Raw genomic sequence first — 17,356 nt, 5'->3', positions numbered from 1 at the left:
TCAAGGAATCCCCATGGCTTTTACCGACCCGTTCATCCGCCGCCCGGTGCTCGCCACCGTCGTCAGCCTGTTGATTGTGCTGCTGGGCTTCCAGGCCTGGAGCAAGTTGCCGCTGCGCCAATATCCGCAAATGGAAAACGCCCTGATCACGGTCACCACCGCTTACCCCGGGGCCAACGCTGAAACCATCCAGGGTTACATCACCCAACCGATGCAACAGAGCCTGGCCAGTGCCGAGGGCATCGACTACATGACCTCGGTCAGTCGCCAGAACTTCTCGGTGATCTCGATCTACGCACGCATCGGCTCCAACAGCGACCGTCTGTTCACCGAGTTGCTGGCCAAGGCCAATGAGGTCAAGAACCGGCTGCCCCAGGACGCCGAAGACCCGGTACTGAGCAAGGAAGCCGCCGATGCCTCGGCGCTGATGTACATCAGCTTCTTCAGCAAGGAGCTGAGCAATCCGCAGATCACCGATTACCTGTCACGGGTCATCCAGCCGAAACTGGCGACCCTGCCGGGCATGGCCGAGGCCGAGATTCTCGGCAACCAGGTGTTCGCCATGCGCCTGTGGCTGGACCCGGTGAAACTCGCCGGTTTCGGCCTGAGCGCCAGCGACGTGACCAACGCCGTGCGCCAGTACAACTTCCTCTCCGCCGCCGGCGAGGTGAAAGGCGAGTACGTGGTCACCAGCATCAACGCCAACACCGAACTCAAATCCGCCGAGGCCTTTGGCGCGATCCCGCTCAAGGTCGAGGGCGACAGTCGCGTGCTGCTACGGGACGTGGCACGGGTCGAGATGGGCGCGGAAAACTACAACTCCATCAGCTCTTTCGGCGGCACGCCCTCGGTGTACATCGGTATCAAGGCCACGCCCGGCGCCAACCCGCTGGACGTGATCAGGGAAGTGCGCAAGATCATGCCGGACCTGGAAGCCCAGTTGCCGCCGAACCTCAAGGGCGAAATTGCCTACGACGCCACATTGTTCATCCAGGCCTCTATCGACGAAGTGCTGAAAACCCTGTTCGAAGCGGTAATGATCGTGATCGTGGTGGTGTTCCTGTTCCTCGGCGCCCTGCGCTCGGTGGTGATCCCGGTGGTCACCATTCCGCTGTCGATGATCGGCGTGATGTTCTTCATGCAAATGATGGGTTACTCGATCAACCTGCTGACCTTGCTGGCGATGGTGCTGGCCATCGGGCTGGTAGTGGACGACGCCATCGTAGTGGTGGAAAACATCCATCGGCACATCGAAGAAGGCAAGACGCCGTTGGAGGCGGCCATCGAAGGTGCCCGGGAAATCGCCATGCCGGTGGTCTCGATGACCATCACCCTGGCGGCGGTCTATGCACCGATCGGTTTTCTGACCGGTCTGACGGGGGCGCTGTTCAAGGAGTTCGCGCTGACCCTCGCCGGGGCGGTGGTGATCTCCGGTGTCGTGGCCCTGACGCTGTCGCCGATGATGTGCGCCCTGCTGCTGCGCCACGATGAAAACCCTACCGGCCTGGCCCATCGCCTGGACGTGATTTTCGAAGGTCTCAAGCGCCGCTACCAGCGGGTGCTTCACGGCACCCTCAATACCCGCCCGGTGGTGCTGGTGTTCGCGGTGATCGTGCTATGCCTGATCCCGGTACTGCTCAAGTTCACCAAATCGGAACTGGCGCCGGATGAGGACCGGGGCGTGATTTTCATGATGGCCAATGCCCCGCAACCGGCCAACCTTGACTACCTGAACACCTACACCGACGAGTTCGTCGCGATTTTCAAGGAATTCCCCGAGTACTATTCCTCGTTCCAGATCAACGGCTTCAACGGCGTGCAATCGGGGATTGGCGGCTTCCTGCTCAAACCCTGGAACGAACGCAGCCGAACCCAAATGCAGATCCTGCCCGTGGTCCAGGGCAAACTGGCAAGCATTGCGGGCTTGCAAATCTTCGGCTTCAACCTGCCTTCCCTGCCGGGCACCGGCGAAGGCTTGCCATTTCAATTCGTGATCAACTCGGCCAACACCTATGAGTCGTTGCTGGAAGTGATGGGCCGGGTGAAAAAAAGGGCGATGGACTCCGGCAAGTTTGCTTTCGTCGACGTCGACCTGGCCTTCGACAAACCTGAAGTCGTGGTGGATATCGATCGCGCGAAGGCTGCACAGATGGGTGTGTCGATGCAGGATCTGGGCGGTACCCTGGCGACGTTGCTGGGTGAAGCGGAGATCAACCGTTTCACCATCGAAGGTCGCAGCTACAAAGTGATTGCTCAGGTGGAACGGCCCTTCCGGGATAACCCCGATTGGCTGAACCATTATTACGTCAAGAACACCAAGGGCGAGCTGCTGCCGCTATCGACCCTGATCACCGTGACCGACCGGGCGCGACCGCGCCAGTTGAACCAGTTTCAGCAACTCAACTCGGCGATACTTTCCGGGGTCCCGCTGGTCAGCATGGGTGAAGCCATTGACACCGTGCGCCAGATCGCTCGGGAGGAAGCGCCAGCAGGTTATGCCGTCGACTTCGCCGGTGCGTCACGGCAATACGTTCAGGAAGGCAGCGCGCTGTGGGTCACCTTTGCCCTGGCGCTGGCGATCATCTTCCTGGTGCTGGCGGCCCAGTTCGAAAGCTTCCGCGATCCGCTGGTGATTCTGGTGACCGTGCCGCTGTCGATCTGCGGCGCGTTGATCCCTTTGTTCCTCGGCTGGTCGAGCATGAACATCTATACCCAAGTGGGGCTGGTGACGTTGATCGGGCTGATCAGCAAGCACGGGATCCTGATCGTCGAGTTCGCCAACCAGTTGCGCAAGGACAAGGGGCTGTCGCCTCGCGAAGCAGTGGAGGAAGCAGCGGCCATTCGCCTGCGTCCGGTATTGATGACCACGGCGGCGATGGTATTCGGCATGGTGCCGCTGATCATCGCCACGGGCGCGGGTGCCGTCAGCCGATTCGACATCGGCACAGTCATCGCGACGGGGATGTCGATCGGGACGCTGTTCACCTTGTTCGTGTTGCCGTGCATCTACACGTTGCTGGCCAAACCCGATAAACCTTAACGTCAAAAAGCAAAAGGCCTCGCATCTGCGAGGCCTTTATTTGGGCTTCAATCTGTTCAACTCTGCGGCCTCAATCCCTGAGAAAGTCCGAACATGAACAATAACAAGTCATGATCGGGTTGAGTGGCCACGGGTGCCTTGGCAACCCGGGGCAATGGGCAATGCGCGTCACTGTTGATGGAGCTGAGGACTTGCGTGCGGGGCTGCTCCCAAGCCGCCACCGCCAATGAAGCGACTGCCAAGGCTCCCGCTAAAAACAAACCTCGTGCAATTTCGAGTTTCATTGTTTTAAGCCTTTGATAGCGCTGCCAAACGCCGTCTCATAAAAGTAGACCAGTTTTTTCCAGTCCGTAGCGCTGAACGACGAATGGCGACGTAGTTGCTTAAAGTCCATCCCGTTACCTCTTGCGTAATACGTAAACCCGCCACATGGCATAGAGCGGTAAAAAATCCAGTTGTTCCTGGATACGGAAACCCACCTGCTCGAACTCCTTTTCAACCGTGGCAGCCGGTAACACAAATCGATTCTGGTAACCCTCCTGCCCACGCTTTTTCTCGGCGCGCTTGCGTTTCCAGGCCTTGAAATTGCCGTCTACCCACAATGAAACAATCACGGTGTCGCGGGTGACGCGCTCGAATTCGCGCAGGATGGCCAGTCGATCCTCGGCTTCACCGATGTGATGGAGCAAACGCATGCAGAAAATGCAGTCGACGGCATTATCGGGCAAGCCAATGTCGAATGCAGAAGTGTGCAAGGGCTGTACCCGTTTCAACACCTCGGCGGGATGCGCCTGCATGGCGGTCTTCAACATGGACTTCGAGTTGTCGGCCCCGATGATGACTCGGTTGCGTTTTTCCGCCAGTAATGGCCAGAAACGTCCCGTGCCACAGGGCAAATCGAGGATCAGCCCAGGCTCACCGGCCAGCGTCAGCGCTTTTCGCGCCAGTTGTTCATCACGCCAGTGGGACAGTCGACGGCCGAGACCAACCTGATGCTTGTGCAGGTATTTCTGGGCGCGTTGATCGTCGTATTTTTCGGAAAAATCGAGTTTGATCGGGCCAGCCATCACTACAGCCTCCTGAACGTCTGATGACGACCACCTTAGGTAGTGCAGTGTCACTGTCAGGTCATGCCATTGTGAAAAAGTTGTCATGTAAAACCCGGAATCATTTCAGGGTTTTACATGACCGAATTCAGGCTGCATCTTTTCGTTTTTCCGGTCTGTTTCGGTCCGATCAGACCCGAGACAGACTCAACTCCACCTGAAAACGACAGCCATTGGGTTCCATGTTCGTCAGGCTGACGCTCCAGCCCTGGTTCTCGCAGATCCGCTGCACCAGCGACAGCCCTAACCCCAGGCCCTCGCCGCGTTTCTCGTTGCCACGCACGAAAGGCTCGAACATCGCCTCGCGTTTTTCCTCGGGAATGCCCACACCGCTGTCCTCGACCACGAACCCCGTGTCCGTCAAGCTGAGGCGGATGTAACCGTGCTCGGTGTAGTGCAGCGCATTACGCAACAGGTTGCCCATCACCGCATGCAAAAGAGTCGCGTTATAGCGAGTGTCCGGCGGATTGCCCGGTTCAACGTTCAGCGTCAGGCCCTTGGCTTCGATCGGCTCGCGCCATTGGCTGAGCAATCCGTCGGCCACCTGGCTCAGGGTCTGCTGAGGGGCCATGCTGGCGTCTTCATGTTGAGCACGAGCCAGCATGAGGAAGGTTTGCACCAGCTCGCGCATCTCGGCACACGCACGGGCGATTCGCTCGACCTGGGCACGCCCGCGCTGATCGATGCCAGGGTTTTCCAGCAACAGCTCACAGGAACTGGCCAACACCATCAACGGCGTGCGCAGCTCATGGCTGACGTCACTGGTGAACAATCGCTCACGGGTCAACGCCTGACGCAAACGCCCGAGGGTGGCGTCGAAGGCCACGGCCAGTTCGCCCACTTCATCGGCGGCATAATCCGGCGCCAGCGGCGGTGCCAGGCCTAACAACTGATCCCGATGACGCACCTGACGGGCCAGGCGCACCACCGGCGCCATCACCTTGCGCGCCAGCACCCAGCCGAGAAACACCGCCAGTGCCAGACTCAGCACGAAGCCGACCAGCACCACGGCGAACAGCACCCGCTCACGCTCTTCGAAATCGCTCTGGTCCTGCAACAGCACGTAACGCCGACCGTCGACGATTTCGACCATCGCGTGATACGACAGATGCTCGCGAAAGACTTCATGAAAACCCGAGTCCAGGTGCCGCAAATCCTTGGGTAAGTCAAAGTCGCCTGGCCCGCCGCTGAAATAGAACAATTGGTCCGGCTCGGGGCGATGGCTCCAGTCCGACACACTGTCCATCAGCAACAGGCGTTGCAAATCGCCGCCTAAACCTGCCGAGATCAGTTTCTCTTCCACCAGGTGCACGGTCGCGATAATGCCGATAGCGAAGGCCCCCGCCACCAGTGCGCTCATCAACGCAAAGGCGATGATGATCCGTTGAGCAAGGCTCTGCTTAAACTCCATCACGGCCCTCGGCCAAGCGATAACCGACACCATGCACCGTATGCAGCAAGGGTTTGGCGAACGGTTTGTCGATCACTTGACGCAGTTGGTGGACGTGGCTGCGCAGGCTGTCGCTGTCCGGGCAGTCGTCACCCCACAGGGCCTCTTCGAGAATTTCCCGGCGCAATACGTGCGGGCTTTTCTGCATCAATACGGCCAGCAATTTCAGGCCCACCGGGTTGAGTTTCAACAGGCGGCCTTCACGCGTCACCTCCAGCGTATCGAGGTCGTAGCTCAGATCGCCGACCTGCAAGGCGCGGCGACCGCCCCCCTGGGTTCGGCGCATGACCGCCTCGATGCGTGCCGCCAGTTCGGACAGGGCAAAGGGTTTGATCAGGTAATCGTCGGCGCCGGACTTGAAGCCTTGCAGGCGATCGTCCAGTTGATCGCGGGCGGTGAGCATGATCACCGGTGTATCACGGCGGGCATCTTCGCGCAGGCGCTTGCACAGGGTATAACCGTCGATGCCGGGCAACATGATGTCGAGCACGATCAAGTCGTAATGCTCGGTGGCCGCCAGGTGCAGGCCCGACAAACCGTCCTGCGCGCAATCCACGGTGTAACCTTTGAGCCCCAGATAATCGGCCAGATTGGCCAGGATATCGCGGTTGTCTTCAACCAATAGAATACGCATAGGCACCTCCTCCGCACACAACGGCTATCTTGGCGCGCAGCTTAAGGCCAAGTGTGGCTCAGGGCTAGGGCGATGAGTCATAGTATCGATTCGACCAGGCAATTGGTCGGGGTGGACAAGTTTTTCACTATCGGTTCACAACCTGACTACAGTAGTCGGGTTAAAATCCCGCGCTTTGATAAGGAATGTAGACACAATGGACTTTTTCAAGACGGCGCCAATGCGCTTTCTGCTGCTCTTGACCAGCGTCTGGCTGGTGATCTTCTTCCTGACTCGAACGGTTCTGCTGCTGACCCACCTGGATGAGGCCGGCAGCGGCTTCCTGCCCGTTTTTGGTGTCGGTCTGTTGTACGACCTGGGTTTCATTGCCTACGCGGCGCTGCCCATGGGCCTCTATCTGCTGCTGTGCCCGCCGGCCTTGTGGCGCCGCCGTGGCCATCGCTGGTTCCTTCAAGGGCTGCTGACCGTCAGCCTGTTCGCCATGCTGTTCACTTCGGTGGCCGAATGGTTGTTCTGGGATGAATTCGGTGTGCGCTTCAACTTCATCGCCGTCGACTACCTGGTGTATTCCGACGAAGTGCTGAATAACCTGCTGGAGTCGTACCCGATCGGCACGCTGCTGAGCATGCTCGCAGTGCTGGCGGTAGCCCTGAGCTTCGTATTGCGCAAACCCTTCAATACCGCGCTGGACGCACCATTGCCCGCAATGCGCGGGCGTCTGCGCAATGCGCTGGGCCTGCTAATTGTTGCAGGTCTGAGCCTGCAACTGCTCAGCCAGGATGCGCCACGCGCTCAGGGCGGTAACGCCTATCAGAACGAACTGGCGAGCAATGGCCCGTACCAATTCTTCGCCGCCTTTCGCAACAACGAACTGGATTACCCGCAGTTCTACAGCAGCCTGCCGACCTCCGTCGTCGCGCAACAGATTCGCACTGAACTGACCGAACCCAATGCCCGTTTTATCGGCAAGGATCCGCAGGACATCCGCCGGACAATCGACAATCCCGGCACCGAGCGAAAACCCAACATCGTGCTGGTGACCATCGAAAGCTTCAGTGCCAAGTACATGGGCAGCAACGGCGACGATCGCAACCTGACACCCAACCTCGATGCCCTGCGCAAACAGAGCCTGTACTTCAATAATTTCTACGCCACCGGCACCCGCACCGATCGCGGCCTGGAGGCCATTACCCTGGCCATCCCGCCAACGCCGGGCCGTTCGATCGTCAAGCGTGTGGGCCGTGAAAGCGGGTTCGCCAGCCTCGGCCAGCAACTCAGCGCCGTGGGTTATGACAGCGTGTTCGTCTATGGCGGGCGCGGTTACTTCGACAATATGAACGCGTTCTTCAGTGGCAACGGTTACCGCGTGGTGGACCAGAGCAGCGTCGATGAATCGGAGATTCACTTCAAGAACGCCTGGGGCATGGCCGACGAAGACCTTTACAACCAGACCCTGAAACTGGCCGACGCCGACTACGCCAAGCAACAGCCGTTTCTGCTGCAACTGATGACCACGTCCAACCATCGCCCTTACACTTACCCGGACAACCGGATCGATATCAAGTCTGGTAATGGTCGCGACGGTGCGGTGAAATACACCGACTACGCCATCGGCCAGTTCCTCGAGCAGGCGCGTAAAAAGCCGTGGTTTGACAACACCATTTTCGTGTTCGTCGCCGACCACACGGCAGGCAGCGCCGGCAAAGAGGACTTGCCGATCAGCAACTATCAGATTCCGCTGTTTATTTATGCGCCCAAGCTGATCGATGCTCGGGAAACCGCACAGCTGGCCAGTCAGATTGACCTTGCGCCAACGTTGCTGGGTCTGCTAAATCTGGATTACCAATCGACGTTCTTCGGGCGCAACCTGTTGCAGGATAATCCTCTGCCACCGCGGGTGGTGGTCGGCAACTATCAGCACCTGGGGCTGTTCGACGGCAAGAACCTGGCAATCCTGAGTCCGCGCCAGGGCCTGCGCCGTCATGACGATGCGCTGACCGAGAGCCGCGAATCGAAGGCCGATGCCAGTGACCCATTGATCACCCGCGCCATCACGTATTACCAAAGCGCCAGTTATGGCTTCAAGCAACAGCTGCTTGGCTGGAGGGGGCCCAAGGAGGGCACCGACCAAGTCAGCGAACGTTAACCGAATGGCCCCGAGCTGATGCCCCGGGGCTTTTTCATTAATCTGGATCTGTCATGTCATCAACCGCTGTACGTCCCGTCTCCCGCCCGCTCAACCTCTGGCTGTGCCTGGGAGTGCCCGTCATTGCGGCGATCACTCTGCTGCTGCTTGAGCTGACGTCCCTGGACATGGACCTGGCCAAACTTTTCTATGACCCGGTCGCCGGCGAATTCATCGGGCGGCACAGTTACTTCCTGGAAGACATCCTGCATGACCGGGCCAAGCAAGTGGTCATCGCCTTTTCGGTGTTCTCCATCCTGGGCCTCATCGCTTCTTTTTTCGTGGACAGGCTCAAACCGTTCAAACGGGAATTGGCTTGCCTGGTGGTGTCCCTGGCGCTGGCGACATCCTTTGTCACCCCGGTCAAAGCGGTGACGGCGGTGCAATGCCCGTGGAGCCTGGAACAATTCGGCGGGCACGAAACCTACAGCGAACTGCTCAGCCCTCGCCCGCACACCAACAAACCTGGCCGCTGCTGGCCTGGCGGTCATGCAGCGACTGGCTTCACGTTGTTTGCGCTGTTCTTCGCCCTGCGCGACCGTCGTCCACGTCTGGCGCGCAAGGCGTTTATCTTCGCCTTTGCGCTGGGCTCGGTGTTTTCCATCAGCCGGATGATGCAGGGCGCGCATTTCTTTTCGCACAACGTATGGACGGCGATTTTCTGCTGGCTGATTTGTCTGGGGGCGTATTACTTCATCCTCTATCGACCGGCTTCCAAGGCTGAACGGGTAGCGGAACCTGTCAGCGCCTGAGCTGACGCCTTCGCGGGCAAGCCTCGCTCCTACAGGTTTAACGCAATCCAGTGTGGGAGCGTGGCTTGCCCGCGATGGGCGCGACCCGGTCTCCAGACCTACCAAAATGAAGGCAATAAAAAACCCCGCCTGCTCAACGCAGGCGGGGTTTTTTATAGGGGTAAGGCTGGCTTACATCATGCCGCCCATGCCGCCCATACCGCCCATGTCTGGCATGCCGCCGCCAGCTGGTGCGTCGTCCTTGATCTCGGCGATCATGGCTTCGGTGGTGATCATCAGGCTGGCAATCGACGAAGCCGCTTGCAGAGCCGAACGAGTCACTTTAGCCGGGTCCAGGATACCCATTTCGATCATGTCGCCGTATTCGCCGGTCGCAGCGTTGTAACCGTAGTTACCCGAACCCTGCTTGACCTTGTCGACCACTACGCTTGGCTCGTCGCCGGAGTTGGCAACGATCTGGCGCAGTGGCGCTTCAACAGCGCGACGCAGCAACTGGATGCCAACGTTCTGGTCATCGTTGTCGCCTTTCAGCTCGGAGATAGCCTGCAGAGCGCGAACCAGTGCCACGCCGCCGCCAGGTACCACGCCTTCTTCAACGGCTGCACGGGTAGCGTGCAGGGCGTCTTCAACGCGGGCTTTCTTCTCTTTCATTTCAACTTCGGAACCCGCGCCAACCTTGATCACTGCAACGCCGCCGGACAGCTTGGCCAGACGCTCTTGCAGTTTTTCACGGTCGTAGTCGGACGAAGTATCAGCCACTTGCTGACGGATCTGCAGAACGCGAGCCTGGATGTCAGCCTCAACGCCGGCACCGTCGATCACGGTGGTGTTTTCTTTGGACAGGATCACGCGCTTGGCATTACCCAGGTGTTCCAGGGTAGTGCTTTCCAGGCTCAGGCCGATCTCTTCGGAGATAACGGTACCGCCAGTCAGAACAGCGATGTCCTGCAGCATGGCCTTGCGACGATCGCCGAAGCCTGGAGCCTTGACGGCTGCGACTTTAACGATGCCACGCATGTTGTTCACAACCAGAGTCGCCAGGGCTTCGCCTTCAACGTCTTCGGCCACGATCAGCAGTGGACGGCCGGCTTTGGCAACGGCTTCCAGTACTGGCAGCATTTCGCGGATGTTGGAGATCTTTTTGTCGACCAGCAGGATCAGCGGACCGTCCAGCTCGGCAGTCATGGTCTCTGGCTTGTTGACGAAGTACGGAGACAGGTAGCCACGGTCGAACTGCATGCCTTCAACAACCGACAGTTCGTTTTCCAGGCCCGAGCCTTCTTCAACGGTGATCACGCCTTCTTTACCGACTTTTTCCATGGCTTCGGCAATGATGTCGCCGATGGAGCTGTCGGAGTTGGCCGAGATGGTGCCGACCTGAGCGATGGCCTTGGTGTCAGCGCAAGGCTTGGACAGGGCTTTGAGCTCTTTGACGATTGCGATGGTCGCTTTGTCGATACCGCGCTTGAGGTCCATCGGGTTCATGCCGGCAGCGACGGCTTTCAGGCCTTCGTTGACGATCGACTGAGCCAGAACGGTAGCGGTGGTGGTGCCGTCGCCTGCGTCATCGTTGGCACGGGAGGCAACGTCTTTGACCAGCTGCGCGCCCATGTTTTCGAAGCGATCTTTCAGCTCGATTTCTTTGGCAACGGAAACGCCGTCCTTGGTGATGGTCGGAGCGCCGAAGCTCTTCTCGATGATCACGTTACGGCCTTTAGGGCCCAGGGTCGCTTTTACTGCGTCAGCCAGGACGTTCACACCGGCGAGCATTTTCTTGCGGGCGGAATCGCCGAATTTAACTTCTTTAGCAGCCATGATCGATATTCCTTAAATACTTTGTAGTAGCGGGAAAATGAGCGGGGAATCAGCCTTCGATTACTGCGAGGATTTCGCTCTCGCCAATAACCAGCAGGTCTTCGCCATCAACTTTCACAGTGTTGCTGCCGGAGTAAGGGCCGAACACAACCTTGTCACCCACTTTCACGGCCAGCGCACGCACTTCACCGTTGTCCAGTGCTTTGCCTGGGCCTACGGCGAGGACTTCACCCTGGTTTGGCTTTTCAGCAGCCGAACCTGGCAGGACGATACCGCCAGCGGTTTTCTTTTCTTCTTCGCTGCGACGGACGACGACGCGGTCATGCAGAGGACGAAGCTTCATTGTCGATCTCTCCTAATTGTGGTTTTCATCGGCCGGTGTAGTCCCGGCGGGTTTAACAAATCCGGCGGCGCCGGGTGCGGTTCGTCAAGCGAACCGCGGAAGTCTGTCTGGCGCAATTGCCAGAAACCTTGCGGTGACCGTTACATAAGGGCGCACAAGCTTATTTCAAGGGCGGGGAGCGAAATTTTTTACGTCAATGCCCTGAAAACGAACACGGCACCCGAAGGTGCCGTGTCGATCGAAGTGTTACTTGGTATCGCGGTGTTCGAACTCGCCTTCGATCACATTGGGCTCGCGGCCCAAAGGCTGCTGCGGAGCGGGACCGCCCCGTGGCTGCAGGTCATCGGCGAACGCACGCTGACGCATCGCTTGTTCCTCGGCGCGCAGACGCATTTTATTGGCCAGCAGGCGACGAGAAATCGGCAGCAACATGATCAGACCGAACACGTCGCTGACGAAGCCCGGCAGAATCAACAGGCCACCCGCCAGGGCCAGCATCAGGCCTTCGAGCATGGTCTGGGCCGGCAGCTCGCCACGGTTCAGGCTTTCACGGGCGCGCAGTGCAGTTGCCAGACCGGCGATACGCAGCACGAACACGCCGAGCATCGAGCCGAGAATGATCAGCAGCAGGGCCGGGAAAAACCCGATCGCCCCGCTAACCTTGACGAATACGAACAGCTCCAACACCGGGAACAGTACAAAAAGCAACAAAAAAGGGCGCATCAAATGGTTCCTCAACGCAAGAGTACCTTGCCAGTTTTCCTTAGATGACGTCGCCGTTTCGTGAATTCAAGCGTCGGCCACTTCATTTTTCGGCCAATGCTCGGCGTGAGCCAGGAAAACCAAGGCTTCCCGGACTTGTGTCGGCGTATTACAAGGTGCTTGAAAGGGTAACCAGTAGAGTCCCTGACCGATGCGTAAATGCATGCCTTCAGAGTCGATGCCGGTTAATTGCGCCGGAGCGGTTTTCGGCAGCCCCGCCAGTTCGACGTAGTGGGCGATGGCTTTGGCGTGATCGGCGTTCATGTGCTCGACCATGCTGACTTCGGCTTTGCCGGCGAACGGATTGGCGAGGGTCAACTGATCGATCCAGTGGATCGCACCGAAGCCGCCAATGTAGCGGTGACGTACCTCGTTGAGCACCCAGAAATCGAAATCATGGGCCTTGTGATAGTTCTGCGAATCGGGGAAATAGCGATAGTAACGCTCGGCGGCCGCTTCGATGGCAGCGGCGTCCTTGAGCTTTTCCGCCTCGGCCAGGTAGGTCAGCCGACCAACGGCTTGTACGTCTTCGGCCTCACGCTCACCCACCAACAGTGAGCATTTTGGATCTTTCTGCAGGTTGTGAGTGTGCTGAGCGATGCGGCTGATAAGGATCAGCGGCCGGCCCTGTTCATCCAGACAGTACGGAACCACGGAGCCAAACGGGAAACCGGGCATCGCCTTGGAGTGCGTCGAGAGCACTCCACGGTATTCCTTGAGAAGCAATTCTCGGGCATGCTTAGCCACTACAACGCTCAATTTATGACTCCTTATATAGAACCCGTCAAAAAAACGGACAGGCGCCTGGGGAAAGTTCCAGAACGCCACAGGGGCAGTTCTCATGTGCAGCCAAGCCATATCAGGCTCAGATCGAGAGGCCCTCTAGGAAGGAAAACCACTCCGATCTGCCATGGGGCTATGCGAATGCAACTCACTGACAAAGTAATCATTATCACCGGCGGTTGCCAGGGTTTAGGCCGCTCCATGGCCGAGTATCTCGCAGGCAAAGGCGCGAAGCTGGCGTTGGTGGACCTGAACCAGGAAAAACTCGACGTCGCCGTCGCCGCTTGTAAAGCCAAGGGTGTCGAGGCTCGTTCCTATCTGTGCAACGTCGCCGATGAAGAGCAAGTGAGCTACATGGTCGCCCAGGTGGCCGACGATTTCGGCGCGATCCATGGCCTGATCAACAACGCCGGCATTCTGCGCGATGGCCTGCTGCTGAAGGTCAAGGACGGCGAAATGACCAAGATGAGCCTGGCCCAATGGCAGGCGGTCATCGACGTCAACCTGACCGGGGTGTTCCTGTGCACCCGTGAAGTCGCGGCGAAAATGGTCGAGCTGAAAAACAGCGGCGCGATCATCAATATCTCGTCGATTTCGCGCGCAGGCAACATTGGCCAGACCAACTACTCCGCCGCCAAGGCCGGTGTCGCCGCGGCGACCGTGACCTGGGCCAAGGAACTGGCGCGCTACGGCATTCGCGTGGCGGGCATTGCGCCGGGTTTCATCGAAACGGAAATGACCCTGAGCATGAAGCCGGAAGCGCTGGAGAAAATGACGTCCGGGATTCCGCTCAAACGCATGGGTAAACCTGAAGAGATTGCCCAGTCGGCAGCCTACATTTTCGAGAACGACTACTACACCGGTCGGATTCTCGAACTGGATGGCGGGTTGCGGATATAAAGCAAGATCAAAAGATCGCAGCCTCGCTTCGCTCGACAGCTCCTACATTGATTGGCTTAAAGCTGTAGGAGCTGTCGAGCGAAGCGAGGCTGCGATCTTTTTTCAACGAATCAATCGTCGCTGACGGTAATGTTCGGCATCGCCGGCGTTGCCGCTTCCTGCAACACAATCCGCGCGCCGACGTGGCGGGCCAGTTCCTGGTAAACCATCGCAATCTGGCTGTCAGGCTCGGCGATCACCGTTGGCTTGCCGCCATCGGCCTGTTCACGGATCAGCATCGACAGCGGCAACGAAGCCAACAGTTCGACACCGTACTGGTTGGCCAGCTTCACACCACCGCCCTCACCGAACAGATGCTCGGCATGCCCGCAGTTGGAGCAGATGTGCACGGCCATGTTCTCGACCACGCCCAGCACCGGGATGTTGACCTTGCGGAACATCTCCACACCCTTGCGCGCGTCCAGCAATGCCAGGTCCTGCGGGGTAGTCACGATCACCGCACCGGCCACCGGGACTTTCTGCGCCAGGGTCAACTGGATATCGCCGGTGCCTGGCGGCATGTCGATGACCAGGTAATCCAGGTCGCCCCAGGCTGTTTGCGTGACCAGTTGCAACAAGGCGCCGGAAACCATCGGCCCGCGCCAGACCATCGGCGTGTTGTCATCAGTCAGAAAGGCCATGGACATCACTTCGACGCCATGGGATTCAATCGGAATGAACCACTTCTGATCCTTGACCTTTGGTCGGGTGCCTTCAGGGATGCCGAACATGATGCCCTGGCTCGGGCCGTAGATGTCCGCATCGAGAATCCCGACCTTGGCGCCTTCACGAGCCAGCGCCAACGCGAGGTTGGCTGCGGTGGTGGACTTGCCCACACCGCCCTTGCCGGACGCCACCGCCACCACGTTCTTGACGTTGGCCAACCCCGGAATCTGTGCCTGAGCCTTGTGCGCGGCGATCACGCTGGTGATCTCGACGCGGGCGGTGACGACACCGTCCAGGCCTTCGATGGCCAGTTGCAGCAATTGCGCCCAGCCGCTCTTGAACAGACCGGCGGCGTAACCCAGCTCCAGCTGGACGCTGACGCGATCGCCCTGAATATCGATGCTGCGCACGCACCCGGCGCTGACCGGGTCCTGGTTCAAGTAAGGGTCGGTGTATTGGCGAAGGACGGCTTCCACCGCTGCACGATTGACGGCGCTCATGGGCAACTCCGATAGCAAGACTGGAAAATCAGGCGGGTATCGTACCTGTTCTGATCGTTCGGCGGGATGCCATCAAAAGATCGCAGCCTTCGGCAGCTCCTACAGGGATTGCGTCGAACTTGTAGGAGCTGCCGAAGGCTGCGATCTTTTGACTGAATCATCCATTACTCATCCAATGAAACAGGCTCACGGGGTGAAAAATATGCGCCGGCGCTTTATAGTGGCCGACCTCCGTTTCATCAAGTAGCCGAGCCCCATGTCCGAGCCACGCAAGATCCTCGTCACCAGCGCCCTGCCCTATGCCAATGGTTCGATCCACCTCGGCCATATGCTGGAATACATCCAGACCGATATGTGGGTGCGCTTCCAGAAGCATCGCGGTAATCAATGCATTTATGTCTGCGCCGACGACGCCCACGGTTCGGCCATCATGCTGCGCGCGGAAAAGGAAGGCATCACCCCGGAACAACTGATCGCCAACGTCCAGGCTGAACACAGCGCCGACTTTGCCGAGTTCCTGGTGGACTTCGACAACTTCCACTCCACTCACGCAGAAGAAAACCGTGAGCTGTCGAGCCAGATCTACCTGAAGCTGCGCGACGCCGGGCACATCGCCACGCGTTCGATCACTCAGTACTTCGACCCGGAAAAGAAAATGTTCCTGGCCGACCGCTTCATCAAGGGCACCTGCCCGAAATGCGGCACTGAAGACCAGTACGGCGACAACTGCGAGAAATGCGGTGCGACCTACGCGCCGACCGATCTGAAGGATCCGAAGTCGGCAATCTCCGGCGCCACGCCGGTGCTCAAGGACTCCCAGCACTTCTTCTTCAAACTGCCGGACTTCCAGGAAATGCTGCAAGCCTGGACCCGCAGCGGCACCTTGCAAGAGGCCGTGGCCAACAAGATCGCCGAATGGCTGGACGCCGGCCTGCAACAGTGGGACATCTCCCGCGATGCGCCGTACTTCGGTTTCGAAATCCCGGACGAGCCCGGCAAATATTTCTACGTGTGGCTGGACGCACCAATCGGCTACATGGCCAGCTTCAAGAACCTCTGCGCCCGCCGTCCGGAACTGGACTTCGACGCGTTCTGGGGCAAGGACTCCACCGCCGAGCTGTACCATTTCATCGGCAAGGACATCGTCAACTTCCACGCCCTGTTCTGGCCCGCCATGCTCGAAGGCGCCGGGTTCCGTAAACCGACCGGCATCAACGTACACGGCTACCTGACCGTCAACGGCCAGAAGATGTCCAAGTCCCGCGGCACGTTCGTCAAGGCGCGGACGTACCTGGATCACCTGTCGCCGGAATACCTGCGTTACTACTACGCCGCCAAGCTGGGCCGTGGCGTCGACGACCTGGACCTGAACCTCGAAGACTTCGTGCAGAAGGTCAACTCGGATCTGGTCGGCAAAGTCGTCAACATCGCCAGCCGTTGCGCCGGTTTCATCCATAAAGGCAACGCAGGCGTACTGGTAGCCGGCAACGCCGCGCCGGAACTGACCGATGCCTTCCTGGCCGCAGCGCCAAGCATTGCCGATGCCTATGAGGCTCGCGACTTCGCCCGGGCCATGCGCGAAATCATGGGCCTGGCCGATCGGGCCAACGCCTGGATCGCCGACAAGGCGCCGTGGTCGCTGAACAAACAGGAAGGCAAGCAGGATGAAGTCCAGGCCATTTGCGCCCTGGGTATCAACCTGTTCCGCCAACTGGTGATTTTCCTCAAACCGGTGCTGCCGCTGCTGGCCGCCGATGCCGAGGCGTTCCTGAACGTCGCCCCGCTGACCTGGAACGATCACGCCACCTTGCTCAGCAACCATCAGCTGAACGAGTTCAAACCGTTGATGACCCGCATCGACCCGGTAAAAGTACAAGCCATGACCGACGCCTCGAAAGAAGACCTGACCGCCAGCGCAACCGACACCGGCGAAGCAGCACCCGCCGGCAACGGCGAACTGGCCAAGGATCCGCTGTCGCCAGAGATCGAGTTCGACACCTTTGCCGCTGTAGACCTGCGCGTTGCGCTGATCGTCAAGGCAGAAGCCGTGGAAGGTGCCGACAAGCTGTTGCGCCTGACCCTGGACATCGGTGACGAGCAACGCAACGTGTTCTCCGGCATCAAGAGCGCCTACCCGGACCCGTCCAAGCTCAATGGTCGCCTGACCATGATGATTGCCAACCTCAAGCCCCGCAAAATGAAATTCGGGATCTCTGAAGGCATGGTGATGGCGGCAGGCCCAGGCGGTGAAGAAATCTACCTGTTGAGCCCCGACAGCGGCGCCAAGCCAGGTCAGCGCATCAAGTAAAGCCCTGCGGTAAATCGATCCCACAGTCGTGCCCGGCGCGACTGTGGGATTTTCATGTCTGGCCCACCCTCCT

Annotated in this window: 14 protein-coding genes and 1 pseudogene; 5 read left to right on the top strand and 10 right to left on the bottom strand. The window is 59.0% G+C overall.

Annotation, left to right across the window (positions count from 1 at the left end):
- The first annotated feature begins 13 nt into the window (after nt 1–13).
- Nucleotides 14–3,040, top strand: a complete 3,027-nt coding sequence (locus tag KGB14_RS24170) for a multidrug efflux RND transporter permease subunit (RefSeq protein ID WP_223489136.1) — start codon at nt 14–16, stop codon at nt 3,038–3,040.
- Between the two features lie 56 nt (nt 3,041–3,096).
- On the opposite strand, the gene KGB14_RS24165 is transcribed toward KGB14_RS24170, so the two are convergent.
- The 5 genes and pseudogenes from KGB14_RS24165 to colR form a co-directional block, all read right to left on the bottom strand.
- A complete protein-coding gene (locus KGB14_RS24165; protein ID WP_223489135.1) occupies nt 3,097–3,324 on the bottom strand; it encodes a hypothetical protein in 228 nt (75 codons plus the stop codon).
- Nucleotides 3,321–3,431, bottom strand: a pseudogene (locus tag KGB14_RS24160) (InaA protein); the annotation flags it as partial. The gene KGB14_RS24165 and the pseudogene KGB14_RS24160, both read right to left, overlap by 4 nt.
- 7 nt (nt 3,432–3,438) lie before the next feature.
- Nucleotides 3,439–4,107, bottom strand: a complete 669-nt coding sequence (locus tag KGB14_RS24155) for a class I SAM-dependent methyltransferase (RefSeq protein WP_223489134.1) — start codon at nt 4,105–4,107, stop codon at nt 3,439–3,441.
- Between the two features lie 169 nt (nt 4,108–4,276).
- Nucleotides 4,277–5,557, bottom strand: a complete 1,281-nt coding sequence (locus KGB14_RS24150) for a sensor histidine kinase (protein ID WP_223489133.1) — start codon at nt 5,555–5,557, stop codon at nt 4,277–4,279.
- Entirely contained in the window at nt 5,547–6,230 is a 684-nt protein-coding gene (gene colR / locus KGB14_RS24145; RefSeq protein ID WP_223489132.1) for a two-component system response regulator ColR, read from the bottom strand. Before colR ends, KGB14_RS24150 begins: the two co-directional genes overlap by 11 nt.
- A 196-nt stretch (nt 6,231–6,426) precedes the next feature.
- Between colR and KGB14_RS24140 the strand changes: the two genes are divergently transcribed.
- Nucleotides 6,427–8,376: an LTA synthase family protein gene (locus tag KGB14_RS24140; RefSeq protein ID WP_223489131.1), complete on the top strand. Its 1,950-nt coding sequence runs from the start codon at nt 6,427–6,429 to the stop codon at nt 8,374–8,376.
- 53 nt (nt 8,377–8,429) lie between these two features.
- Nucleotides 8,430–9,167 (top strand): phosphatase PAP2 family protein, encoded by a 738-nt coding sequence (locus tag KGB14_RS24135; RefSeq protein WP_223489130.1) that lies wholly within the window; start codon nt 8,430–8,432, stop codon nt 9,165–9,167.
- A 171-nt stretch (nt 9,168–9,338) separates the two neighbouring features.
- On the opposite strand, the gene groL is transcribed toward KGB14_RS24135, so the two are convergent.
- From groL to KGB14_RS24115, 4 genes are all read right to left on the bottom strand, one after another.
- Entirely contained in the window at nt 9,339–10,982 is a 1,644-nt protein-coding gene (groL, locus tag KGB14_RS24130) for a chaperonin GroEL (RefSeq protein ID WP_074874047.1), read from the bottom strand.
- Between the two features lie 49 nt (nt 10,983–11,031).
- The gene (locus KGB14_RS24125) at nt 11,032–11,325 is read right to left on the bottom strand and encodes a co-chaperone GroES (RefSeq protein ID WP_007898444.1); all 294 of its coding nucleotides are present in this window, start codon (nt 11,323–11,325) and stop codon (nt 11,032–11,034) included.
- Nucleotides 11,326–11,571: 246 nt separating this feature from the next.
- A complete protein-coding gene (locus tag KGB14_RS24120; RefSeq protein ID WP_223489129.1) occupies nt 11,572–12,048 on the bottom strand; it encodes an FxsA family protein in 477 nt (158 codons plus the stop codon).
- Between the two features lie 66 nt (nt 12,049–12,114).
- Nucleotides 12,115–12,846 carry a HugZ family protein gene (locus KGB14_RS24115; RefSeq protein WP_223489128.1) on the bottom strand — a complete coding sequence of 244 codons (732 nt, stop codon included), beginning with the start codon at nt 12,844–12,846 and terminating at the stop codon, nt 12,115–12,117.
- 165 nt (nt 12,847–13,011) lie between these two features.
- Between KGB14_RS24115 and KGB14_RS24110 the strand changes: the two genes are divergently transcribed.
- Complete coding sequence (locus KGB14_RS24110; protein ID WP_223489127.1) at nt 13,012–13,770, top strand: SDR family oxidoreductase; 759 nt, start codon at nt 13,012–13,014, stop codon at nt 13,768–13,770.
- Nucleotides 13,771–13,880: 110 nt separating this feature from the next.
- On the opposite strand, the gene apbC is transcribed toward KGB14_RS24110, so the two are convergent.
- The gene (gene apbC, locus KGB14_RS24105; RefSeq protein WP_008069516.1) at nt 13,881–14,975 is read right to left on the bottom strand and encodes an iron-sulfur cluster carrier protein ApbC; all 1,095 of its coding nucleotides are present in this window, start codon (nt 14,973–14,975) and stop codon (nt 13,881–13,883) included.
- Nucleotides 14,976–15,231: 256 nt separating this feature from the next.
- Here apbC and metG point away from each other — a divergent pair, with 256 nt between their 5' ends.
- Complete coding sequence (metG, locus tag KGB14_RS24100; RefSeq protein ID WP_223489126.1) at nt 15,232–17,283, top strand: methionine--tRNA ligase; 2,052 nt, start codon at nt 15,232–15,234, stop codon at nt 17,281–17,283.
- The last annotated feature ends 73 nt before the right edge of the window (nt 17,284–17,356 follow it).

It is taken from the genome of Pseudomonas sp. A-RE-19 (assembly GCF_019956555.1).
GTDB lineage: Bacteria > Pseudomonadota > Gammaproteobacteria > Pseudomonadales > Pseudomonadaceae > Aquipseudomonas.
The sequence above is the reverse complement of the archived record's forward strand: the minus strand, read 5'-3'. Positions and strand labels throughout refer to the sequence as shown.